18 protein-coding genes are annotated in these 22889 nt (G+C 64.7%); 17 read left to right on the top strand and 1 reads right to left on the bottom strand.

Annotated elements, in window-relative coordinates; genetic code table 11:
- Positions 1-109 precede the first annotated feature (109 nt).
- The 8 genes from AC3WG5_RS15795 (at position 110) to AC3WG5_RS15830 (ending at position 7627) form a co-directional block, all read left to right on the top strand.
- Positions 110-1831: a cytochrome D1 domain-containing protein gene (locus AC3WG5_RS15795; RefSeq protein WP_492569491.1), complete on the top strand. Its 1722-nt coding sequence runs from the start codon at positions 110-112 to the stop codon at positions 1829-1831.
- 62 nt (positions 1832-1893) lie between these two features.
- Positions 1894-2205, top strand: a complete 312-nt coding sequence (locus tag AC3WG5_RS15800; protein WP_008953022.1) for a c-type cytochrome — start codon at positions 1894-1896, stop codon at positions 2203-2205.
- 68 nt (positions 2206-2273) lie between these two features.
- The gene (locus AC3WG5_RS15805; RefSeq protein ID WP_150105009.1) at positions 2274-2708 is read left to right on the top strand and encodes a c-type cytochrome; all 435 of its coding nucleotides are present in this window, start codon (positions 2274-2276) and stop codon (positions 2706-2708) included.
- A gap of 239 nt (positions 2709-2947) precedes the next feature.
- Positions 2948-4057 (top strand): cytochrome D1 domain-containing protein, encoded by a 1110-nt coding sequence (locus AC3WG5_RS15810; RefSeq protein WP_492569493.1) that lies wholly within the window; start codon positions 2948-2950, stop codon positions 4055-4057.
- Between the two features lie 3 nt (positions 4058-4060).
- The gene (gene ahbB, locus AC3WG5_RS15815; protein WP_294864828.1) at positions 4061-5095 is read left to right on the top strand and encodes a siroheme decarboxylase subunit beta; all 1035 of its coding nucleotides are present in this window, start codon (positions 4061-4063) and stop codon (positions 5093-5095) included.
- On the top strand, positions 5088-6065 hold the full coding sequence (gene ahbB / locus AC3WG5_RS15820) for a siroheme decarboxylase subunit beta (protein ID WP_492569494.1): 978 nt from the start codon (positions 5088-5090) through the stop codon (positions 6063-6065). Before ahbB (AC3WG5_RS15815) ends, ahbB (AC3WG5_RS15820) begins: the two co-directional genes overlap by 8 nt.
- 339 nt (positions 6066-6404) lie before the next feature.
- On the top strand, positions 6405-6830 hold the full coding sequence (locus AC3WG5_RS15825; protein ID WP_492569496.1) for a hypothetical protein: 426 nt from the start codon (positions 6405-6407) through the stop codon (positions 6828-6830).
- 173 nt (positions 6831-7003) lie between these two features.
- The gene (locus AC3WG5_RS15830) at positions 7004-7627 is read left to right on the top strand and encodes a glutathione S-transferase family protein (RefSeq protein ID WP_492569497.1); all 624 of its coding nucleotides are present in this window, start codon (positions 7004-7006) and stop codon (positions 7625-7627) included.
- 53 nt (positions 7628-7680) lie between these two features.
- On the opposite strand, the gene AC3WG5_RS15835 is transcribed toward AC3WG5_RS15830, so the two are convergent.
- Complete coding sequence (locus AC3WG5_RS15835) at positions 7681-8550, bottom strand: DMT family transporter (protein WP_492569499.1); 870 nt, start codon at positions 8548-8550, stop codon at positions 7681-7683.
- A gap of 339 nt (positions 8551-8889) precedes the next feature.
- On the opposite strand from AC3WG5_RS15835, the gene nirJ reads away from it, so the two are divergent.
- From nirJ to narI, 9 genes are all read left to right on the top strand, one after another.
- Entirely contained in the window at positions 8890-10095 is a 1206-nt protein-coding gene (nirJ, locus tag AC3WG5_RS15840) for a heme d1 biosynthesis radical SAM protein NirJ (protein WP_482582691.1), read from the top strand.
- The gene (locus AC3WG5_RS15845) at positions 10092-11633 is read left to right on the top strand and encodes a cytochrome D1 domain-containing protein (protein WP_492569501.1); all 1542 of its coding nucleotides are present in this window, start codon (positions 10092-10094) and stop codon (positions 11631-11633) included. The genes nirJ and AC3WG5_RS15845 overlap by 4 nt, the downstream gene beginning before the upstream one ends.
- A gap of 431 nt (positions 11634-12064) precedes the next feature.
- On the top strand, positions 12065-12754 hold the full coding sequence (locus tag AC3WG5_RS15850; protein WP_482582687.1) for a Crp/Fnr family transcriptional regulator: 690 nt from the start codon (positions 12065-12067) through the stop codon (positions 12752-12754).
- A 275-nt stretch (positions 12755-13029) separates the two neighbouring features.
- On the top strand, positions 13030-14286 hold the full coding sequence (locus AC3WG5_RS15855; RefSeq protein WP_014086642.1) for an MFS transporter: 1257 nt from the start codon (positions 13030-13032) through the stop codon (positions 14284-14286).
- 59 nt (positions 14287-14345) lie between these two features.
- On the top strand, positions 14346-15728 hold the full coding sequence (locus AC3WG5_RS15860; RefSeq protein WP_294864815.1) for a NarK family nitrate/nitrite MFS transporter: 1383 nt from the start codon (positions 14346-14348) through the stop codon (positions 15726-15728).
- Between the two features lie 312 nt (positions 15729-16040).
- Positions 16041-19727 carry a nitrate reductase subunit alpha gene (locus AC3WG5_RS15865; RefSeq protein ID WP_492569509.1) on the top strand — a complete coding sequence of 1229 codons (3687 nt, stop codon included), beginning with the start codon at positions 16041-16043 and terminating at the stop codon, positions 19725-19727.
- A gap of 147 nt (positions 19728-19874) precedes the next feature.
- A complete protein-coding gene (gene narH, locus AC3WG5_RS15870; RefSeq protein WP_008953007.1) occupies positions 19875-21425 on the top strand; it encodes a nitrate reductase subunit beta in 1551 nt (516 codons plus the stop codon).
- An 11-nt stretch (positions 21426-21436) separates the two neighbouring features.
- Positions 21437-22078, top strand: a complete 642-nt coding sequence (narJ, locus tag AC3WG5_RS15875) for a nitrate reductase molybdenum cofactor assembly chaperone (RefSeq protein WP_014086645.1) — start codon at positions 21437-21439, stop codon at positions 22076-22078.
- Positions 22079-22138: 60 nt separating this feature from the next.
- Positions 22139-22825: a respiratory nitrate reductase subunit gamma gene (narI, locus tag AC3WG5_RS15880; protein ID WP_008953005.1), complete on the top strand. Its 687-nt coding sequence runs from the start codon at positions 22139-22141 to the stop codon at positions 22823-22825.
- The last annotated feature ends 64 nt before the right edge of the window (positions 22826-22889 follow it).

A 22889-nucleotide genomic window follows, 5' to 3' on the forward strand; every position in this document is an offset into this window, starting at 1 on the left:
CCCTTTTGCATATTTGCCTGAGCAAGCGTTGACGCGCATCAAGGAGGGGGAGGGGCGGCAGGCCGATGATGCCGGTGTCAATTCCTTACCCTTCAAAGGAGTATGCACCATGAGCACACCGAGGATGTCCGTACTGGTCAAGAGAGCCGTCATGGCGGCGTTGCCGCTGGCAGTGACAGCGGCGTTCGCCGCCCCTCCCGGCGCCAGCGCGCCGGAACTGGCCTACCAGGCTGGCGGCTCGCCCCTGGCCGGCCAGGAGATGCACCAGAACATCAATCCCAAGGCCCCGCCGATGACCAAGGCGGAATTCGCGCAGGCACGCCAGATCTACTTCGAGCGCTGCGCCGGCTGTCATGGTGTGCTGCGCAAGGGGGCGACCGGCAAGCCGCTGACCACCGACATCACGCTGGAGCGCGGCACCGAGTACCTGAAGACCTTCATCAAGTACGGCTCGCCCGCCGGCATGCCGAACTGGGGCACCTCGGGCGAGCTGTCCGACGCCCAGGTCGACCTGATGGCGCGCTACGTGCAGCAGGAACCGCCGACCCCGCCGGAATACTCGCTGGCCGACATCGAGAAGACGCGCAAGGTGCTGATCCCGGTCGACAAGCGTCCGACCAAGAAGATGAACAAGTACAACCTCGACAACCTGTTCTCGGTGACGCTGCGCGACAGCGGCGAGATCGCGCTGATCGACGGTGACAGCAAGCAGATCATCAGCATCATCAAAACCGGCTACGCGGTGCACATCTCGCGCGTGTCGGCCTCCGGCCGCTATCTCTACGTGATCGGCCGCGACGCCAAGATCAACCTGATCGACCTGTGGATGGAGCATCCCGAAACCGTGGCCGAGATCAAGGTCGGGCTGGAAGCGCGCTCGGTCGAGACCTCCAAGTTCAAGGGCTGGGAAGACAAGATCGCCGTGGCCGGCACCTACTGGCCGCCGCAGTACGTGATCATGGACGGCGACACCCTCAAGCCGCAGAAAGTGGTGTCGACGCGCGGCATGACGGTGGACAACGAGTACCATCCCGAGCCGCGCGTGGCCTCCATCGTGTCCAGCCACTACAAGCCGGAGTTCGTGATCAACGCCAAGGAAACCGGCAAGATCATGATGGTCAACTACTCCGACCTCAACAACCTCAAGACCACCACCATCAACGCCGCCAAGTTCCTGCACGACGGCGGTTTCGATCGCACCGGCCGCTACTTCTTCGTCGCCGCCAACGCCTCCAACAAGATCGCCGTGGTCGACACCAAGGAAGACAAACTGGCGGGCCTGGTCGACGTCGGCAAGACCCCGCACCCGGGCCGCGGCGCCAACTTTGTGCACCCGAAATTCGGTCCGGTCTGGGCCACCGGCCACCTCGGCGACGACAGCATCGCGCTGATCGGCTCCGACCCGGTCAAGCACAAGCAGTACGCCTGGAAGATGGTCGCCAGCATCCAGGGCCAGGGCGGCGGCTCCTTGTTCATCAAGACCCATCCCAAGTCGAAGAACCTGTGGGTTGACACCACGCTGAACCCGGATTCGGCGGTGAGCCAGTCGGTAGCGGTATACGACATCGACCACCTCGACAAGGGCTTCGTACGGCTGCCGGTGGGCGAGTGGGCCGGCCTTGGCGACGGTGCCAAGCGCGTGGTGCAGCCGGAGTACAACAAGGCGGGCGACGAGGTGTGGTTCTCGGTATGGAGCGCCAAGGACAAGCAGTCGGCCATCGTGGTGGTGGACGACAAGACGCGCAAGCTCAAGGCCGTGATCAAGGACCCGCGCCTGGTGACGCCGACCGGCAAGTTCAACGTGTTTAACACCCAGCACGATATTTACTAAGCGCAGCAATTATCGATCAGTGGTCGGCGTTCACCGCCGGCCGCGGCAGAAGGAGTCACAACATGAAAACCAATCAATGGATCATGGCCGCCGTGCTGGCCGGTCTGGCTTCGGCCAACGTGCTGGCCGCCACCCCGCAGGACATGGCCAAGCAGTACAACTGCCTGGCCTGCCACAGCGTCGACAAGAAAGTGGTCGGCCCGGCCTTCAAGGACGTCGCCGCCAAGTACAAGGGGCAGAGCGTCGAAGCCAAGCTGATGGACAAGGTGAAGAAGGGCGGTTCCGGCAGTTTCGGACCGGTCCCGATGTCGCCCAACCCCAGCGTGCCCGATGCCGACCTGAAGGTCCTGGTGAAGTGGGTACTGTCGCAGTAACTACCCGCCTCATCGGGCGGCGGCGCCTTCACGGCTTGAGCTCCGGGCGGGCTGCGTGCGCATCGTTGATGTGCTCAGCGCTCAGGACTCCTCATGTACGACGAGTACATTCCGGGTCCTGTGCGCCGGCGGCGCCCAAGCTGTCTTGGCTCGCCCGCCCGCTGAGACGGGCACTACGCAACGTCCTGGCCGGGCTGACGCTGCTGGTTTCGGCCAACCTGGCGCTGGCGGCGCCGCCGGTCTCGGCGCCGCCGCCGGAGCGCGCGGCGGTGATCCGTCATCTGGTGCGCCAGGACTGCGGCTCCTGCCACGGCCTCACGCTCAAGGGCGGGCTGGGCAGCCCGCTCACCGCCGAGGCCCTGGCCGGCCGCCCGGACGAGGCGCTGCTGGCCACGATATTGAACGGTCGCCCCGGTACCGCGATGCCGCCATGGCGGCCGTTTTTGACGGAAGAAGAAGCCAAATGGGTCATACAGTGGCTGAAAGACGGCGCTCCCGAGTAGTCCCTTCCATTCGGCGGCTGTGCCTTCGCCTCTTGGGTACCGGAGGTGCTCTGAGCGTGCGAATCTCTCATGGAGATTCGCTCAGCCATAATCCTCATGGACTCCGTGTCCATTCGGGTTCCTGCGCTCCGGCGGCCCACAAGCTGCCTGGGCTCGCTCGCCTACTGAAATGGGCGATAAGCGGCACGGGGGTGCTCTGTGCCAGCCTGCTCTTGGCAGGCTGCTCTACGACTACGGCTGTGCGCGGCAGTGGCGACCTCGGCGTCGTCATCGAACGCGCCAGCGGCAGTGTGCAGCTGGTCGACAACACCCGCAGCGAACGGTTCGCCACAGTCACGGGGCTGGGCGACCTGTCGCACGCCTCGGTGGTGTTCTCGCGCGACGCGCGCTACGCCTACGTGTTCGGGCGCGACGGCGGGCTGTCCAAGGTCGATATCCTGACCGGCCGCCTGGTGAAGCGGGTGATGCAGGCCGGCAACAGCATCGGCGGCGCCATCTCCAGCGACGGTCGCGTCGTCGCCGCGCAGAATTACGAACCGGGCGGGGTCAAGCTGTTCGACGCCGACACCCTGGAACTGCTGGCCGAGGTCAGTACGCGCGACGCGGCCAGCGGGCACAGCTCCAAGGTGGTCGGCCTGGCCGATCTGCCCGGCCAGCGCTTTGCCTTTTCCCTGTTCGAAGCCGGCGAGATCTGGGTGATCGACGTCGCCGACCCGCGTCACCCGGTCACCACGCGTTACCCCAATGTCGGCCGCCAGCCCTACGACGGGCTCGCCAGCCAGGACGGCCGCTACTACCTGGCCGGGCTGTTCGGCGAAGACGGCCTGGCGCTGCTCGACACCTGGCACCCCGAAGCCGGGGTGCGCCGCGTGCTCGACGGCTACGGCCGCGGCACGGAAAAACTGCCGGTCTACAAAATGCCTCACCTGCGCGGCTGGGCATTGTCCGGCGGCCAGGCCTTCCTGCCCGCCATCGGTCACAACGAGGTGCTGGTGGCCGATACCCGCGACTGGGAGCTGCGCGCCAAGATTCCGGTGCATGGCCAGCCGGTGTTCGTCATGGCCGAGCCGTCCGGGCGTCGCGTCTGGGTCAACTTTGCCTTCCCGCACAACGACACGGTGCAGGTGATCGACGTGCCGACGTTGACCGTGGTCAAAACGCTCAAACCCGGCCGTGGCATCCTGCACATGGAATTTACGCCGCGCGGCGACGAGGTTTGGTTGTCGAGCCGCGACGACGACAAGCTGGTCATCGTCGACACCGCCACACTCGCCGTGCGGCGCGAACTGCCGGCGGCCAGCCCCTCGGGCATCTTCTTCAGCTGGCGTGCCAGCCGTATCGGAATGTGAGTCATGACAAGAATCTTTCGCTCGCCGGCATTCCCGCCGGCCACCCCACTGCTCAGCGCCCCGACGCTGGCCCTGCTCAACCGTTTCCAGCACCGCTTCCCGCTGGCCCTGCGTCCTTACGCCAGGTTGGCCGAAGAGGCGGGAGAGGGGTGGAGCGAGGACGGCATCATCGACGCCCTGGCCACGGCGCACCAGCAGGGTGTGCTGGGCCGGGTTGGCGCCATCTTCGCCCCCAATACCGTCGGTGCCAGTACCCTGGCGGCGATGGCGGTGCCGCCGGAGCGGCTCGACGCCGTGGCGCACTACGTCAGCAGCCTGCCCGAGGTGAACCACAACTACGCCCGCGCGCATCATGTCAACTTGTGGTTCGTGGTCACCGCGTCCGACCGCAGTCGTGTCGCCGAAGTGCTGGCGCGCATCTACCTCGCCACCGGCATCAAGCCGCTCCACCTGCCGCTGCTCAAGGAATACCACATCGACCTGGGCTTCTCTTTCCTGCCCGGCGACCAGCCGCGCCCGCGCGAATGCCTGCAGGGAATGGGCTCGCTCAGCCTGAGCCAGTCTGAACGCCGCCTGGTCGGGGCGCTGGAAGACGGCCTGGCGCTCGAGCCGGAGCCGTATCGCCTGCTGGCGGAACGCGCCGGCCTGAGTCGCGAAGAAGTGCTGCACATCCTCACCGACTGGTGCGACAGCGGGGTGATCCGCCGCTTCGGCCTGGTGGTGCGCCACCGCGAGCTGGGCTACCATGCCAACGCCATGTGTGTGTGGCGCGTCGAGGACGAAGAAGAGCGCGACGACCTTGGCGTCAAGCTCGCCGCCGAGCAGGCGGTGACGCTGTGCTACGCCCGCCCGGCGCGCCCGCCGTTGTGGCCGTACAACCTGTTCTGCATGATCCACGCCCCGGACGCCCTGACCGTGCGCCAGACCGTGGACGAACTGCGCGCCCGCCACGACGTGATGCACCTGCCGCATTCGGTGCTGATCTCGACCCGCCGCTATACCCAGCGCGGTGCGCGCTACGGCTACCGTCATGACTGAACTGGACGGGATCGACCGGCGTCTCATCGACCAGCTGCAGGGCGGTTTTCCACTCAGCCCACGGCCGTTCGCCGAGGCTGCCGCGCCGCTCGGGATCACCGAAACCGAGTTGATCGCTCGTCTCAACCGCCTGTTGCAGCACCGCACCCTGACCCGCTTCGGTCCGCTGTTCCAGATCGAACGTATGGGTGGCGCCTTCGTGCTGGCCGCGCTGGCGGTACCGGAACAACGCTTCGACGAGGTGGCGGAGCAGGTCAACGCCCTGCCCGAAGTGGCGCACAACTACCGCCGCGAGCACCGCCTCAACATGTGGTTCGTGCTCGCCACCGAAACCCCGCAGGGCATCGCCGCCGTCACCGCCCGCATCGAAGCCGCCACCGGCCTCACCGTGCACGCTTTCCCCAAGGAGCGCGAATACTTCGTCGGCATGCGCTTCGCCGTCGGCGGCACGGCACCGGTGGGGCAGGGCGCGTCCCGCCCGGCGGACGCCGGCCCGGTGACGCTCGACGACCTCGACCGCGCCCTGGTCCGTGCCACCCAAGCCGGCCTGCCGCGCCTGCCCCGGCCCTATCACACCCTCGCCGAGGCGTTGGGCTGCGACGAGCACGACGTGCTGACGCGACTCGAGGCCATGCTGCACAACGGTGTCATCCGCCGCATCGGCGCCGTGCCCAACCACTACGCCATCGGCTACACCGCCAACGGCATGGCGGTGTTCGACGTGGCGGACGACGCCATCGACCTCCTTGGCGAACAACTCGGCGCCGACCCCGCCGTCTCCCACTGTTACCGCCGCCCCCGCGCCCTCCCGCACTGGCCCTACAACCTGTTCGCCATGGTCCACGGCGCCAGCCACGACCAGGTCCGCGCCGAGGTGGCGCGGCTGGTCAGCCAACTCGGCCCCGCTTGCCGCGCCCATGACATCCTGTTCTCCAGCCGGATATTGAAGAAGACTGGGCTGCGTATCTGAGCAAGAAGCGGCTCTCCATGCGCCGGCGCGATGTCGTGCGAGTACTTGGTGCCTGCTAGGCTGTGGCTTGGCGGCCTCTGCATCGGTCCCGGTTTCTGTCTCTAGTCCTAAACGTTGGCTTCGGGTTGCAAAGCGCGCCTGATTGCGGCCAAAGAGCATCCTGAAGTGTGCGCGCAACTGCCTTGCGGGACTGTCATTGGGCAACGTCTTTGTTTTATGATTAAGGAATAACCCATGCGGTGACGCCCGCCAGGCTAGGGGGCGCTCGCAGACAACTGCGGTAGCGACGTAAATAATTATGTCATTTGGGCCGCCGGTTTATAGTTGGGCCTCTTAACAATGGACACACCAATCCTAGTCGCTGTTATTTCAGCAGCCGCAAGTCTTGCGGTTGCGGCCGTTACGTTTTCTCTCACCAAGCGGAAGGAACGTGAGGCTGAATGGCGGAAACAGAAGTTAGAACACTATCGCGAATTTCTGGACGCTCTGAGCGGGGTGGTTGGTTCAGATTCAACGCCCGAAGGCCAACGTAGATGGGCCAGAGCTACAAACACTATCGGACTCGTTGCCTCGCAGCAGGTGCTCTTGGCGCTTCGACGGTTCCAGGATGCAATTGCGAAATCCAACCCGAATCATTCGGTGGAAGTGCATGACCGCGCGCTTAATCAACTCATGCTTGCTATCCGTGCCGATCTTGAAGTCACGCCCGCTGACGATCCGGCTACTTTCTCTTTTCGGCTTTGGTGCTCTGGCACAAATGACTAGAGGCCCAACCCATCATTCGGGTGGACCTGCGCGAACATGCTGCAATGCATCGACTTTATAAACCTTCGAAGGAAGATCTAGTCACGCTTGGCACCCCTAACGGCTTGCGGTCTTCTTAATATCGAACGTTAATTGCCATCAGTCATCTGAGTAGTCGAAAGGTCACCAAACCCATGCTGAAAATCCTCGGCAAGTCTTCCTCCATCAACGTGCGCAAGGTGCTATGGCTCTGCGAGGAGCTTGGGCTTCCTTACCAGCAGGAGCAGTATGGTTCGGGGTTCCAGGCAACCGACACCCCGGAATTCATGGCGCTCAACCCCAACGCCATGGTTCCCGTGTTGATCGATGATGACTTCGTGCTTTGGGAGTCGAATACCATCTGCCGCTACCTCGCGGGGCGGGAGCTGCGGTTCGACCTGCTGCCCGGTGCCCCCAGGGAGCGTGCGCTGGTCGAGAAGTGGATGGATTGGCAGGCCACCGAACTCAACAACTCGTGGCGCTACGCCTTCATGGCGCTGGTCCGGCGAAGCCCTGCGCATGCGGACCCGGAGGCGATTGAGGCCGGCGTAGCGGGCTGGAACCGTCACATGGCGATGGTCGAGGCGCAGTTGTCTCGCACCGGGGCGTACATCGCCGGCGCGTCGTTCACGCTCGCTGACATCGTCATCGGCTTGTCTACCCATCGCTGGTACATGACACCGATGCCGCGCCCGGCGTTGCCGGCGGTAGCGGCATACTACGAACGCCTGAGCGAGCGGCCCGGTTACCGGCTGCATGGGCGCAACGGCACGCCGTAGCCGCATGGCGGCTGGCCCCCATGAGGAGGCCTCCCGACCCGGTCAGCGCGTGCTCACCCTGCCGCCGTTACCCACTCTTGCCGCCCACGCCGGTTGAGCCACAGCGAGGCGAGGATCACGCCGCCGCCCAACGCCAGGCGCGGCAGGTCGGCGTCGCGGTTCCAGATCAGCACGTTGACCAGCAGCCCCGTCGGGACGTGCAGTTCGTTCAGGATCGCTAGGGTGCCGGCGCTGACTTCCACGCTGCCCTTCACCCACCAGTACATGCCGAGCGCGGTGGCGAACAGGCCCATCCACGCCAGCACGCCCCATTGTAGCGTCGTGTGTGGCAGGCGGCTGGCGTCGCCGAACAGCAGGAAGGACGGCAGCGCCAGCAGCAGCGCACCGAGGAAGAAGTGGCCGAAGTAGCGGTACAGCGGCTGCGGTACGGGGTGCTGTTGCTGCAGGCGGCGGCACAGCACCTGGCCGGCGGCAAAGGTGAGGTTGGCGAGCTGCAGCAGCAGGAAGCCGACCAGGTACTCGCCCGCCAGCGGCTGGAAGCGGATGATGACGCCGCCGCCCACGGCGACCACGGCGGCCAGCAGCGCCCAGCGGTTGAAGCGGTGCGCCAGCGCGTCGTCGAGCAGGGTGACGTAGATCGGCGTCATCACGGTGAACAGCAACACCTCCGGCACGGTCAGCACGCTGAAACTGCGGTACAGGCATAGGTAGGTGACGCCAAACTGCAGCGCCCCGGCGAGCCAGAAACCGCCGACGAGCCGGCCGGGCAGGCCGCGCCATTGCGTGAAGGGGATGAATACGGCGGCGGCGATCAGTACGCGCAGCAGCACGGCGAAATCGCTGTCCACCTGTCCGGCCAGGTATTGGCCGATCAGGCTGAAGGAAAAGGCCCATAGCAGGGTGACGGCAAGCAGGTAGCGCATCGGTCCGGAGGATCAGGCAGTGACGGGGTAGCGATGATAGGCCGCCGGCGGGGAATGCGCCATCGGCGGGGTGGGTTTTGGCGTTGATTGCCGCTTCATGGCGTTAGCTTCCGTCGTCACGGTTGGATGGCGCGGCGGGGGGCGTGGGGACGCCGTCCATGCCCGTCCGGCAGCGTGCCTCCCGTGCATGACGGATTTCCCTGCGAGGATGGAAAAGCACGATCTGCATCAAGCATCCGCGCGCGGGGAAGGCCCGGCCTCCGGTGGTTGACCATGGTCAATGCAGAATAGGGGGCGATGCCGTGAAATGACGCCAATGTCATTGACGGAGCCACCCCGATGCTGCGCCTCACCCCCTACCTGCAGTCCGTCGCCCATCCCGTGCCGCTGGTACCGCCGCGCCAGCCCACCGGGCCGGTGGTGATCTGGAACCTGATCCGGCGCTGCAACCTGACCTGCAAGCACTGTTATTCGGTGTCGGCCGATACCGTCTTCCCGGGCGAACTGTCCACCGCCGAGGTGTTCACCGTGATGGAGGATTTGCGGGCCTTCGGGGTGCCGGTGCTGATCCTCTCCGGTGGCGAGCCGCTGATGCGGCCGGATATCTACGACATCGGCCAGCGCGCCAAGCAGCTCGGTTTCTACGTCGGGCTGTCGAGCAACGGCACCCTGATCGACCGGGGCAACGTCGGGCGCATTGCCGCCGTGGGCTTCGACTACGTCGGCATCAGCCTCGACGGCCTGCGCGCCACCCACGACCGCTTCCGCCGCCTCGACGGCGCCTTCGACAGTTCGCTCGCGGCGCTCAGATTGTGTCGCGACGCCGGCATGAAGGTGGGCGTGCGCTACACCATGACCGAGGACAACGCCCACGACCTGCCGGCGCTGCTGCAGCTGGTGGACGACGAGGGCATCGACAAGTTCTATTTCTCGCACCTTAACTACGCCGGGCGCGGCAACAAGCACCGCGCCGACGACGCGCGCCATGCCCGCACGCGTTGGGCCATGGACTTGCTGATCGAGAGCTGCTGGCAGCACATCCAGGCCGGCCGGCCCAAGGATTTCGTCACCGGCAACAACGACGCCGACGGCGTCTACCTGCTGCAGTGGGTCGAACGCCATCACCCGACGTTGGCCGAAGACCTGCGCCGGCGCCTGGAGCAGTGGGGCGGCAACGCCTCCGGCGTCAACGTGGCCAATATCGACAACCTCGGCAACGTCCACCCCGACACCATGTGGTGGAAGATCGGCCTCGGCAACGTCAAGGAGCGGCCGTTCTCCGCGATCTGGCCGGATACCACGCACCCGCTGATGGCCGGCCTCAAGCAGCGTCCGCGCCCGGTTACCGGGCGCTGCGGCGCCTGCCGGCACCTGGCCATCTGCAACGGCAACACCCGGGTGCGCGCCTGGGAACTGACCGGCGACTTCTGGGCCGCCGATCCCGCCTGCTACCTCACCGACGCCGAGATCGGCGTGGCCGAGGGCGAGCATCCGCTGGCCGAGCTGACGCCGTACCCGCGCCGCCGCCGGGAGGTGCAGGCATGAAGGCGCTGCTTCCCCTGGCCCTGCTGGCGGCACTGGGCTCGCTCCAGCCGGCTTCGGCCAACCCTGCCGCGCTCTACCAGCAGCACTGCCAGAGTTGCCATGGCGACAACCGCATGGGGGCCATGGCGCCGGCGCTGCTGCCGCAGAGCCTGGAGCGCCTCAAGCCGGCCGATATTCTCGACACCATCCGCCACGGCCGCAGCGCCACCCAGATGCCGGCCTTCGCCGAGCGCCTGGCCGACGCCGACATCCAGGCGCTGGCGGGCTACCTGAAGACGGCGCCGGAACAGCCGGCGCGCTGGAGCGAGGCCGACACGGCCGCCTCGCGCGTGGTCTATGCCGATCCGGCACGCCTGCCGGCGAAGCCGGTGCACCGGGCCGACCCGCAGAACCTGTTCGTGGTGGTGGAAGCGGGCGACCATCACGTCTCGGTGCTGGATGGCGACACGCTCAGCCCGATCGCCCGTTTCCAGAGCCGTTTCGCGCTGCACGGCGGCCCCAAGTTCTCGCCGGACGGCCGCTTCGTCTATTTCGCCAGCCGCGACGGCTGGGTGACGCAGTATGACCTCTACACGCTGCAAAACGTCGCCGAGATCCGCGTCGGGCTCAATACCCGCAACGTCGCGGTGTCCAGCGACGGGCGCTGGGTGCTGGCCGGCAACACCCTGCCGGAAACGCTGGTGTTGCTCGACGCCAACGGTCTCAAGCCAGTCAAGACCATTGCCGTGCAGGACGCCGCCGGCAAGACCTCGCGCGTCTCGGCGGTGTACGACGCCGCCCCGCGCCATAGCTTCATCGTGGCGCTGAAGGACGTGCCGGAGCTGTGGGAAATTTCCTACGATCCGAAGGCGGCCAGGGTCTACCCCGGCCACGTGCACGATTACAAGATGGGCGAGGCGCTGAGCGTCGACGGCTTTCTCAACCCGCGCGTGACGCCGCTCGACCTGGTGCTGGACGATTTCTTCTTCGACCCGGCCTACCGCCACGTCATCGGCGCCTCGCGCGAAGGCCGGGCGCAGGTGATCAACCTCGACATCCGGCGCAAGGTGGCCGAGCTGCCGCTCGACGGCATGCCGCATCTGGGCTCCGGCATCGCCTTCGAAGAGGGCGGCCACCGCTACATGGCCACCCCCAATCTCAGCAGCGGCCGGGTGACGGTGATCGATCTCGACAGCTGGCAACGCGTCAAGGACATCCCGACGCTGGGGCCGGGCTTCTTCCTGCGCAGTCACGAAAACACCCCGTACGCCTGGGTCGACGCCATGATGGGGGCGAAGAAGGACACGCTGGCGATCATCGACAAACGCACCCTGGAAGTGGTGAAGACCATGACGCCGCGCCCGGGCAAAACCACCGCCCACGTCGAATTCACCCGCGATGGCCGTTACGCGCTGGTGAGCGTGATGGAGAACCCGGGCGAGCTGCTGGTGCTCGACGCCGCCACCTTCCGCGAAGTGAAGTCGTTGCCGATGGCCAAGCCGATCGGCAAGTACAACGTGTTCAACAAGGTGACCCGCTCCGAGGGCACCAGCCATTAAGCTTGCGAATAAATCTGCTGTGCACCCCCATCCCGGCCCTGCGATGCGCGCCGTACCCTTTGTACGGCTGTGCTTCTCGAACCAGCCTGGGGCCGCTCGCAACGATTTCTTTCGCAAGCTCGGATATATGTAGTGCGTAGAATGGGTGAAGGCGCTTCTGCCGCAACCCATCGCTGATGGGGGGCGCTGCGCTTCACTCCTCCTGCGGTTCTGGGAATCAGGCAAGGGAAGTGCGCTCGTCCGCCTGTCCCCGCCATTATCGAAGCGTCTTCAAACGGCTTCCGGGCTCTCGGCCTCCTAAGCCGTTTGGATGATCAGGGGTGTACTTCCGGTTCATGGTGCCGTGCTGGCGGAGCCGGTATGGTGGGCGCTGCTTGGCGCTTTACCTGCGCTTCCCACACCACCACCCCGTCGCACAGGAATAGCAGACCATGAGTCAGATCGATATCCGTTCGTTCTTGCGGCACCAGCCGCTGTTTCAAGAGTTATCGGACGGCCAGCTCTCGGCGCTGGTGCCGTGCACCCACGAGGTGCGCGGTCAGAAAGGCCAGATCATCTTCCAGAAGGGCGACCCGTGCGAGGGCATGTACCTGGTCGTCTACGGCCGGATCAAGCTGTCGATCTCGTCGGCGCAGGGCGCCGAGAAGGTGATCGAGATCATCCATCCGGGGCAGAGTTTCGCCGAGGCGGTGATGTTCCTTGGCAGGCCGTGCCCGGTGATGGCGCAGTTTCTCGAGGACGGCCTGCTGCTGCAGGTGGAGGCGCGCTCGATCTTTGCCGCCATCGCCCGCGATGCCGCCTTCGCCCATCGTCTGCTGGCCGGCCTCAGCCTGCGCCTGCACGGCCTGGTGCGCGACGTCGAGCGCTACTCGGTGGAAAACGCGCTGCAGCGCGTGATCGGCTACCTGCTGCAGGGCGAGGACCACCCCGGTCAGCCCAACCGCGTGGTGACGCTGCCAGTGAACAAGAACCTGATCGCCTCGCGCCTCAACCTGACGCCGGAAACCTTCTCGCGCGTGCTGCACCAGCTCTCCGACGCCGGCCTGGTGGCGGTCAACGGCCGCGAGATCACGCTGATCGATATGAACCGCCTGGCCGATTTCGGCAGCGTGGCGAGCTAGCGCTCCGTCTGTTGCTGGGTTGGCCGAAGGCCGGCCCGGCATCCCCTCGCCGCGACTTGTCGCCGGTCTGGCCATGCCCGCGCCGTCCGGCGCGGATTGGCCGTCGCTGTCTTCCGCCCGCGTCTCCTCCTAAAGTACTAGACCCTGCCGGCCTTAAGGGTATACCCGGCTAGCTCTTTTCCCTCGGCATATGCCCACGTTAGGTGAATGGGAATCCGCTGGCGCAAAGCGTACCTTTCATAGCGAGAAATCAGCTCACAACGAGGGGGCCAGCCATGGCGTCGCACAGTTACAAACAATACGCGGTACTCGTTTCCAGTACGGTGTCGTTCACCGTCTGTTTCATGATCTGGATGATGTTTGCGGTACTGGGGATACCGCTGAAGCAGCAGCTCGGCCTGAATGAAACCGAATTTGGCATCCTGGCTGCCACGCCAGTGTTGACCGGCTCGCTGATCCGCGTGCCGCTGGGTATCTGGACCGACCGTTTCGGCGGCCGCATCGTGTTGTTTTCACTGATGATCGCCACCATTATCCCAATCTACGCCATGCAGTTCGCCACCCAGTACTGGCAGTTCCTGGTGATCGGCCTGTTCGTCGGCCTGGCCGGTGGGTCGTTCTCGGTCGGCACGCCCTACGTGGCGCGCTGGTTCAAGAAAGAGCAGCAGGGGCTGGCGATGGGCGTGTTCGGCGCCGGTAACGCTGGTTCGGCCCTGACCAAGCTGGTGGCGCCGTCGATTGTCGCCGCCTGGGGCTGGAAGATGGTGCCGACGGTGTACGCCGTGATCATGCTGGTGGTGGCGCTGAGCTTCTGGCTGTTCAGCTATCACGATCCCAAGCACGTGGTGTCGTCCAAGGTATCGCTCAAGCAGCAGCTCGCCCTGATGAAGAACCCGGCGGTGCTGCGCTACTGTCAGTACTACTCGGTGGTGTTCGGTGGCTACGTTGCCCTGGCGCTGTGGATGATCCATTACTACGTCGGCGAATACGGCTTCGACATGAAGCACGCAGCCTTCCTGGCCGCCTGTTTCTCGCTGCCGGGCGGAGTGCTGCGCGCCTTCGGCGGCTGGCTCAGCGACAAGTGGGGGCCGTTCAAGGTGACCTGGGGCGTGATGTGGGTGTGCTGGGTGGTGTTCTTCCTGCTCTCGTATCCGCCGACCCAGATGGTGGTCAATACTATCAAGGGCCCGGTGTCGTTCGATGTCCGTCTGACCCCGACGCTGTTCACCGTACTGCTGTTCGTGGTCGGCGTGGCCATGGCGGTGGGCAAGGCCTCGGTGTTCAAGTTCATCTCCGAAGAGTTCCCCGACAACATCGGCGCGGTGTCCGGCGTGGTGGGCCTGGCGGGCGGTCTGGGCGGCTTCTTGCTGCCGATCCTGTTCGGCGCCCTGGTCGATCTGACCGGCGTGCGCTCCAGCTCCTTCATGCTGCTCTACGGCACCGTCTGCGTTAGCCTGATCTGGATGCACTGGTCGTTCAAGGCGGTCCGTCGCGCCGAAGAGGCGGGCGAGCTGGCCACCGTTAAATCCTGATATCGAATTTTAATGAAGGAGGGCTCCCCCTGGAGCCCTCTCCCTGGAGGACTCTTACCATGACGTCTTACGTACTGACACGCTGGGAGCCGGAAAACTCGGCGTTCTGGCAGGATGAGGGCAAGGCGGTGGCCCGGCGCAACCTGTGGATTTCGATCCCGGCGCTGACGCTGGCCTTCGTGATCTGGCAGGTGTGGAGCGTGGCGGTGTTGAACATGCCGAACATCGGCTTCAACTACACACAGAACCAGCTGTTCTGGCTCGCCGCGCTGCCGGCCCTGTCCGGCGCCACGCTGCGCATCTTCTACTCCTTCATGGTGCCAATCTTCGGTGGCCGCAAGTGGACCGCGTTTTCCACCGCCACGCTGCTGCTGCCGGCGGTAGGCATCGGCTTCGCGGTGCAGGATACCTCCACCAGCTACGGCACCATGGCCTTCCTGGCGCTGCTGTGCGGCTTCGGTGGCGGCAACTTCAGCTCGTCGATGGCCAACATCAGCTTCTTCTTCCCGAAAGCGGAGAAGGGTACCGCGCTCGGCCTCAACGCCGGCCTCGGCAACCTCGGCGTGTCGCTGGTGCAGTTCGTGGTGCCGCTGGTGATCACCGCCGGCGTGTTCGGCGCCTTCGGCGGCGAGCCGCAGACCTGGATCAAGGGTAGCCAGACCAAGCTGATGTGGCTGCAGAACGCCGGCTTCATCTGGGTGCCGTTCATCGTGCTGTCGACGCTGGCAGCATGGTTCGGCATGAATGACATTGCTTCGGCCAAGGCCTCGTTCGCCGACCAGGCGGTGATCTTCAAGCGCAAGCACAACTGGCTGATGTGCTGGCTCTACATCGGCACCTTCGGTTCCTTCATCGGCTTTGCCGCTGGCTTCCCGCTGCTGGTGAAAGGCCAGTTTCCGGATATCGACCCGACCAAGTACGCCTTCCTCGGCCCGCTGATTGGTGCCCTGGCACGCCCGGTGGGTGGCTGGCTGGCCGACAAGATCGGTGGCGCCAAGGTGACCCAGGCGGTATTCGCGCTGATGATCGCCGCCGTGTTCGGCGTGCTGCAGTTCCTGCCGCACGGCGGCCAGGGCGGCAGCTTCCAGGGCTTCTTCTCGATGTTCCTGTGCCTGTTCGCGCTGACCGGCATCGGCAACGGTTCCACCTTCATGCAGGTGCCGACCATCTTCCTGACCCTGCACAAGCGCATGGCCGGCAGCAGCGAGGCGGCACAGAAGCAGGCCGTGGCCAACGCCACCAAGGAGGCTGCTGCGGTGCTGGGCTTCTCCGGTGCGGTCGGTGCCTACGGCGGCTTCTTCATTCCGAAGAGCTACGGTACCTCGATTGCGCTGACCGGTGGCGTCGAGGCCGCGCTGTACGCCTTCATCGCCTTCTATCTCAGCTGCCTGGTGATCAACGGCTGGTACTACGCACGCAAGAACGCCGAAGTACCGTGCTGAGAACGGCACACTGACGAGGCTTGGGTCTCGTTGCCAGGGGTGCCGTCGACGGCCCCCGTCCGCTTCCCTTTATGTCGACTCTTTGCCCCGCCCCGTGCGGGGATTTTTTTTGCGCCGGCGGCGATGGATTTGGGCGGGGTAGTTCTTTGGGAGTAGCCGGGATGGCCGGGCGGCAGGGGGAGGGGGTAGTGCCAATGCGCAGGCTTCGGCCAACCTTTGGCGAATGTCGTGCTGGACCGGGTTTCCCTAAGCTTTGCAATGTGACAACGGGTCAGCCGCGCCTCTCTTGCGCGGCCAATGTTTGGAGGCATGATGAGCCATTTTCTCGACCGCCTGAATTTTCTCGGCAAGGTCCGCAGCACCTTCTCCGACGGCCACGGCGCCGTCGTGAACGAGGATCGCAAGTGGGAGGACGCGTATCGCCAGCGCTGGCAGCACGACAAGATCGTCCGCTCCACCCATGGTGTCAACTGTACCGGCTCGTGCAGCTGGAAGGTCTACGTCAAGAACGGTCTGATCACCTGGGAAACCCAGCAGACCGACTATCCGCGCACCCGCCCGGACCTACCCAACCACGAACCGCGCGGCTGTCCGCGCGGCGCCTCGTACAGCTGGTACGTCTATTCCGCGCAGCGCGTGAAGTACCCGATGGTGCGTGGCCGCCTGATGCGCCTGTGGCGCGAGGCACGCAAGACCCTGGGTCCGATCGAGGCCTGGGCAAAGATCAGCCAGACCGCCGAAACCGCCAAGGAATACAAGTCCAAGCGTGGCCTGGGTGGTTTCGTGCGTTCCAACTGGGATGAAGTCAACGAGATCATCGCCGCCGCCAACGCGTTCACCGTGAAGAACTACGGACCGGACCGCGTGGTAGGCTTCTCGCCGATTCCGGCCATGTCGATGATCAGCTACGCCTCCGGCAGCCGCTACCTCAGCCTGATCGGTGGCGTGCCGCTGTCGTTCTACGACTGGTATTGCGACCTGCCGCCGTCCAGCCCGCAGATCTGGGGTGAGCAGACCGACGTCGCCGAATCGGCCGACTGGTACAACTCCACCTACCTGATGGTATGGGGTTCCAACATCCCGATGACGCGTACCCCGGACGCCCACTTCTACACCGAAGTGCGCTACAAGGGCACCAAGACCGTGGCGGTATCGTCCGACTTCGGCGAAATGGCCAAGTTCGGCGACATCTGGCTGGCACCGAAGCAGGGCACCGACGCCGCGCTGGCGATGGCCATGGGCCACGTCATCCTCAACGAGTACCACAAGACCGGCAAGTCGGCCTACTTCAACGACTATGTTCGCCAGTACACCGACATGCCGATGCTGGTGCTGCTCAAGAACGGCGCCAAGGGTTACGAGCCGGACTACTTCCTGCGTGCCTCCAACCTGGTCGACCACCTGGGCGAAGACAACAACCCGGAATGGAAGACCCTGGTCTACGACGACAACACCGGCAACATCGTCGCCCCGACCGGTTCCATCGGCTTCCGCTGGGGTGAATCCGGCAAGTGGAGCCTGGAAGAGAAAGATGGCCACAGCGGCCGCGAGATCAAGCAGCGCCTGTCGCTGCTGGACGACCGCGACGAAGTGGTCAGCGTCGGCTTCCCGTACTTCGGCGCCGAGCACGACGACCTGCTGATGCGCAACGTGCCGGCCAAGAAGGTGCAGCTGGCCGACGGCAGCGAGGCGCTGGTCGCCACCGTGTTCGACCTGATGATGGCGCACTATGGCGTCGATCGCGGCCTGGGCGGCGGCAACGTGGCCACCTCCTACATGGACGACGTGCCGTATACCCCGGCCTGGCAGCAGAAGCACACCGGCGTGAAGCCGGAAATGGTGATCCAGGTGGCGCGCGAGTTCGCCGAGAACGCCGACAAGACCCAGGGCAAGTCCATGGTCATCGTCGGTGCCGCGCTGAACCACTGGTACCACATGGACATGACCTACCGCGGCATCATCAACATGCTGATGATGTGCGGCTGTGTCGGCCAGAGCGGTGGTGGCTGGTGCCACTACGTCGGCCAGGAAAAGCTGCGCCCGCAAACCGGCTGGGCCCCGCTCGCCTTTGCCAGCGACTGGGTGCGCCCGTCGCGCCAGATGAACGGCACCTCGTTCTTCTACGCCCATACCAGCCAGTGGCGCCATGAAAAACTCGGCGCCAGCGAAATCCTGGCTCCGACCGCCGACGGCAAGATGGCCGAGATGTCGCTGATCGACTTCAACGCCAAGGCCGAACGCCTGGGCTGGCTGCCGTCCGCACCGCAGCTCGCCAAGAACCCGCTCGACGTCACCGCCGAAGCCGAATCGCTGGGCAAGGACGCCGTGCAGCACGCCGTCGACAGCCTGCGCAACGGCCAGCTCGACATGTCCTGCGACGACCCGGACAATCCGGCCAACTTCCCGCGCAACATGTTCGTGTGGCGCTCCAACATCCTGGGTTCGTCCGGCAAGGGCCACGAGTACTTCCTGAAGTACCTGCTCGGCACGCAGAACGCGCTGATGGACGACGAGCAGACCGGTATCAAGCCGAAGGAAGTCAAGGTACGCCCGGCCGCCGAAGGCAAGCTCGATCTGCTGGTGGTGCTGGACTTCCGCATGTCGACCACCTGCCTGTACGCCGACATCGTGCTGCCGACCGCCACCTGGTACGAGAAGGACGACCTCAACACGTCCGACATGCACCCGTTCATCCACCCGCTGTCCGAAGCCGTGCAGCCGCTGTGGCAGAGCAAGTCCGACTGGGAAATCTACAAGGGCATCGCCAAGAAGTTCTCGGAACTGGCCGGCGACTACCTCGGCACCCGCAAGGACCTGGTGCTCACCCCGCTGATGCACGACACCCCGAGCGAACTGGGCCAGCCGTTCGACCCGCGCGACTGGAAGAAGGGCGAGTGCGAGCCGATTCCGGGCAAGACCATGCCGACCATGACCGTGGTCGAGCGCAACTACGGCGACATCTACAAGAAGTTCACCTCGATCGGCCCCTTGCTGGAAAAAGCCGGCAACGGCGGCAAGGGCATCGGCTGGAAGACCGGCCACGAAATCGAAGAGCTGCGCCACCTCAACCACGTCGTCACCGAGGAGGGCGTGTCCAAGGGCCAGCCCAAGCTCGAGACCGCGATTGACGCCGCCGAGATGATCCTGACGCTGGCACCGGAAACCAACGGCCACGTTGCGGTCAAGGCCTGGGAAGCGTTGTCCAAGATCACCGGGCGTGACCACACCCACCTGGCGATCCCGCGCGAGCACGACAAGATCCGCTTCCGCGACGTGCAGGCACAGCCGAGGAAGATCATCTCCTCGCCGACCTGGTCCGGCCTGGAAAGCGAAGAGGTCAGCTACAACGCCGGCTACACCAACGTGCACGAGCTGATTCCTTGGAGAACGATCACCGGTCGTCAGCAGTTCTATCAGGATCACCAGTGGATGCGTGCCTTCGGCGAAGGCTTCTCGAGCTACCGCCCGCACATCAACCTGAAGACCACCGGCGCCATGCTCGGGGCCAAGCCGAACGGCAACAAGGAGATCGTGCTGAACTGGATCACCCCGCACCAGAAGTGGGGCATCCACAGTACCTACTCTGACAACCTGCGCATGCTGACCTTGTCGCGTGGCGGTCCGCACGTGTGGATCTCCGAGGACGACGCCAAGGCGGCCGGCATCGTCGACAACGACTGGATCGAGGTGTTCAACGTCAACGGCACCCTGACCGCCCGTGCCGTGGTATCGCAGCGCGTGCCCAACGGCATGAGCCTGATGTACCACGCCCAGGAGAAGATCGTGAACGTGCCGGGTGCCGAAACCTCCGGCAAGCGCGGCGGTATCCACAACTCGGTGACGCGTGCGGTGACCAAGCCGACCCACATGATCGGTGGCTACGCCCAGCTCTCCTACGGCTTCAACTACTACGGCACGGTCGGTTCCAACCGCGATGAATTCGTGATCGTGCGCAAGATGAAGAACGTGGACTGGATGGATCGGCCGTCGGCTGAGTAGGGCGCGAGCCCGAAGGGCGTTTCGTCGGATGACGGCGAAACGCCCCTGTACTCCCTAATTCCATTGAAGTTCGGCGGAACGCCCCTGAGCGGGCAAGGCAAACACAGCGGTGCCAAGTAAGGGCTTCCGCCAAACTGGAGAATCAACATGAAAATCCGAGCCCAAATCGGCATGGTGCTCAACCTCGACAAGTGTATCGGCTGCCACACCTGTTCGGTGACCTGCAAGAACGTGTGGACCAGCCGCGACGGGGTGGAGTACGCCTGGTTCAACAACGTCGAAACCAAGCCCGGCGTCGGTTATCCCAAGGAATGGGAAAACCAGGACAAGTGGAAGGGCGGCTGGGTACGCCGTTCCGACGGCAAGCTGGAACCGCGCCAGGGCAGCCGGCTGAAGATCCTGTCCAACATCTTCGCCAACCCCAACCTGCCGTCCATCGACGAGTACTACGAGCCGTTCACCTACGACTACGAGCACCTGCAGAACGCGCCGGAAATGATCACCCCGCCGACCGCACGGCCGGTATCGGTGGTGACCGGCAAGAAGATGGACAAGATCGAATGGGGTCCGAACTGGGAAGACGACCTCGGCGGCGAATTCAGCAAGCGCTCCAAGGACGCGCTGTTCGAAGGCATCCAGAAGGAAATGTACTCGGCTTTCGAGAACACCTTCATGATGTACCTGCCGCGCCTGTGCGAACACTGCCTCAACCCGGCCTGCGTCGCCTCCTGCCCGTCCGGCTCCATCTACAAGCGTGAAGACGACGGCATCGTGCTGATCGACCAGGACAAGTGCCGCGGCTGGCGCATGTGCGTGTCGGGCTGCCCGTACAAGAAGATTTACTACAACTGGACCACCGGCAAGGCCGAGAAGTGCATCTTCTGCTACCCGCGTATCGAAGCCGGTCAGCCGACGGTGTGCTCCGAGACCTGCGTCGGCCGTATCCGTTACCTCGGCGTGCTGCTGTACGACGCCGACAAGATCGAAGCCGCCGCCAGCGTGGAAGATCCGAAGAGCCTGTACGAAGCGCAGCTGGGCGTGTTCCTCGACCCGAACGCGCCGGAGATCATCGCCGAAGCCAAGAAGCAGGGCATCCCGGATGCCTGGCTGACCGCCGCGCAGAAGTCGCCGGTGTACAAGATGGCGATGGAGTGGAAGGTTGCCTTCCCGCTGCACCCGGAATACCGCACGCTGCCGATGGTGTGGTACATCCCGCCGCTGTCGCCGATCCAGTCCGCGCTGGAAAACGGCCTGATCGGCGAGAACGGCATCATCCCGGACGTCAAGGATCTGCGCATCCCGATCCGCTACCTCGCCAACCTGCTCACCGCAGGCAAGGAAGAGCCGGTGGTCAAGGCGCTGGAAACCATGGTCGCCATGCGCCGCTACATGCGCAAGAAGAGCGTGGAAAAGGTCAGCGACGCCGCCACCCTGAAGGGCACGCATCTCAAGCCGCTGCAGGTGGAAGAGATGTACCGCGTGATGGCCATCGCCAACTACGAAGATCGTTTCGTGATCCCGACCACCCACAAGGAAATGGTCGAGAACACCTTCGACGACAAGGCCAGCTGCGGCTTCAGCTTCGGCAACGGCTGCTCCAGCGGGGCGACCGACCACAGCCTGTTCGGCAAGAAGAAGGCCACGCCGATCGTGTTCCACGACCTGCGTCGCGACCGCAAGGCTAACGCCGGCCAGTGAAGGAGAGCATGATGAAACACTTCAAGGCGCTGTCGGCGCTGCTGAGCTACCCCGAGCCGGAACTGCTCGAAGCCTTGCCGGATATTCGGACGCTGTTGGCTGACGCCGGGCTGGAGCCGCAGGTGGCTCCGCTCCTGGCCGAGCTGGAAGCGGGCGAGCTGATCGCGCTGCAGGAGAACTACGTGCTGGTGTTCGACCGCAACCCGTCGCACTCGCTGCATCTGTTCGAGCATATTCACGGCGAGGACAGGGCGCGTGGCCAGGCCATGGTCGACCTGATGGAGGAGTACAAGGGCCACGGTTTCGAGATGATGACCAGCGAACTGCCGGATTACCTGCCGCTGTTCCTGGAGTTCCTGTCTCAGACCGATGCCGAGGAAGCGGGCAGGCTGTTGTCCGACGCCGTGCACGTGGTGGCCCACGTTGCAGGCCGCCTGCGCGAGCACAACAGCGTTTACGCCGGCGTGCTCGATGCGGTGGTGTGGCTGTCCCCGGTAGCGCCGGAGCCGCTCACGGTGCCGCCGGTGCGCGATATGGACGAGGCGCTGGAAACCTTCGGTCCCGGCGTGGACGGCATCGAGCCCCTGCTCAAGCCGACGCTGCGTCCCGAGATCGCTCCGGTCAACTTCTATCCGCAACGGCCGCGTGCCTGATTATCACCTGCCGCTTTCGGCCGGCCGACAAGGTTGGCCGAAGCGGAATGGAGGAAAGTCATGAATACCTTGCATCAATTCCTGTTCGGGGTATACCCGTACATCGCCCTATCGATCTTCCTGCTGGGAAGTCTGGTGCGCTTCGACCGCGAGCAGTACAGCTGGAAGAGCGAGTCGAGCCAGCTGCTGCATCGCGGTAGCCTGCGCCTGGGCAACATCCTGTTCCACATCGGCATCATCGGCCTGTTCTTCGGCCACATGGTCGGTCTCCTGACTCCGGTGGCAGTGTGGGACGCGCTGGGCGTCGCCCACTCCTTCAAGCAGGTGTTCGCCATGACCGCCGGCGGCATCATGGGCACGCTGTGCCTGATCGGCGTGCTGATCCTGCTGCAGCGCCGCTTCGGCAACGACCGCCTGGCCGTCAACAGCACCTGGCGCGACAAGCTGGTGATGGTGTGGATCCTGCTGACGCTGCTGTTGGGCCTGTCCACCATCTTCGTCTCCGCCGGCCATCTGGACGGCCACGAAATGGTCCTGCTGATGACCTGGGCGCAGCACATCATCACCCTGCGGGGCGACGCGGCCAGCTACATCGCCGGTGCCTCGATCGTGTTCAAGATGCACCTGTTCATGGGCATGAGCCTGTTCCTGATCTTCCCGTTCACCCGTCTGGTGCACGTGTGGAGCGGTTTCGCCGCCGTGGGCTACCTCGGCCGTGCCTGGCAGCTGGTGCGCCCGCGCGCCTGAGCCGGCTCATCTTCGCAACACTAAAAAGCGCTGCCCGCGGGCAGCGCTTTTTCTATGCTGGATG

Source organism: Pseudogulbenkiania sp. FW507-F1, from assembly GCF_058781125.1.

Excerpts from the sequence above, each read along its gene's own strand:
- narI (WP_008953005.1), top strand. The coding sequence starts at position 22,139 with ATGAATACCTTGCATCAATTCCTGTTCGGGGTATACCCGTACATCGCC.
- AC3WG5_RS15835 (WP_492569499.1), bottom strand. The coding sequence starts at position 8,550 with ATGCGCTACCTGCTTGCCGTCACCCTGCTATGGGCCTTTTCCTTCAGC.
- narH (WP_008953007.1), top strand. The coding sequence starts at position 19,875 with ATGAAAATCCGAGCCCAAATCGGCATGGTGCTCAACCTCGACAAGTGT.
- AC3WG5_RS15800 (WP_008953022.1), top strand. The coding sequence starts at position 1,894 with ATGAAAACCAATCAATGGATCATGGCCGCCGTGCTGGCCGGTCTGGCT.
- AC3WG5_RS15830 (WP_492569497.1), top strand. The coding sequence starts at position 7,004 with ATGCTGAAAATCCTCGGCAAGTCTTCCTCCATCAACGTGCGCAAGGTG.
- AC3WG5_RS15845 (WP_492569501.1), top strand. The coding sequence starts at position 10,092 with ATGAAGGCGCTGCTTCCCCTGGCCCTGCTGGCGGCACTGGGCTCGCTC.
- AC3WG5_RS15855 (WP_014086642.1), top strand. The coding sequence starts at position 13,030 with ATGGCGTCGCACAGTTACAAACAATACGCGGTACTCGTTTCCAGTACG.
- AC3WG5_RS15805 (WP_150105009.1), top strand. The coding sequence starts at position 2,274 with ATGTGCTCAGCGCTCAGGACTCCTCATGTACGACGAGTACATTCCGGG.
- AC3WG5_RS15825 (WP_492569496.1), top strand. The coding sequence starts at position 6,405 with ATGGACACACCAATCCTAGTCGCTGTTATTTCAGCAGCCGCAAGTCTT.
- nirJ (WP_482582691.1), top strand. The coding sequence starts at position 8,890 with ATGCTGCGCCTCACCCCCTACCTGCAGTCCGTCGCCCATCCCGTGCCG.
- AC3WG5_RS15795 (WP_492569491.1), top strand. The coding sequence starts at position 110 with ATGAGCACACCGAGGATGTCCGTACTGGTCAAGAGAGCCGTCATGGCG.
- ahbB (WP_294864828.1), top strand. The coding sequence starts at position 4,061 with ATGACAAGAATCTTTCGCTCGCCGGCATTCCCGCCGGCCACCCCACTG.
- AC3WG5_RS15860 (WP_294864815.1), top strand. The coding sequence starts at position 14,346 with ATGACGTCTTACGTACTGACACGCTGGGAGCCGGAAAACTCGGCGTTC.
- AC3WG5_RS15850 (WP_482582687.1), top strand. The coding sequence starts at position 12,065 with ATGAGTCAGATCGATATCCGTTCGTTCTTGCGGCACCAGCCGCTGTTT.
- narJ (WP_014086645.1), top strand. The coding sequence starts at position 21,437 with ATGAAACACTTCAAGGCGCTGTCGGCGCTGCTGAGCTACCCCGAGCCG.
- ahbB (WP_492569494.1), top strand. The coding sequence starts at position 5,088 with ATGACTGAACTGGACGGGATCGACCGGCGTCTCATCGACCAGCTGCAG.
- AC3WG5_RS15865 (WP_492569509.1), top strand. The coding sequence starts at position 16,041 with ATGAGCCATTTTCTCGACCGCCTGAATTTTCTCGGCAAGGTCCGCAGC.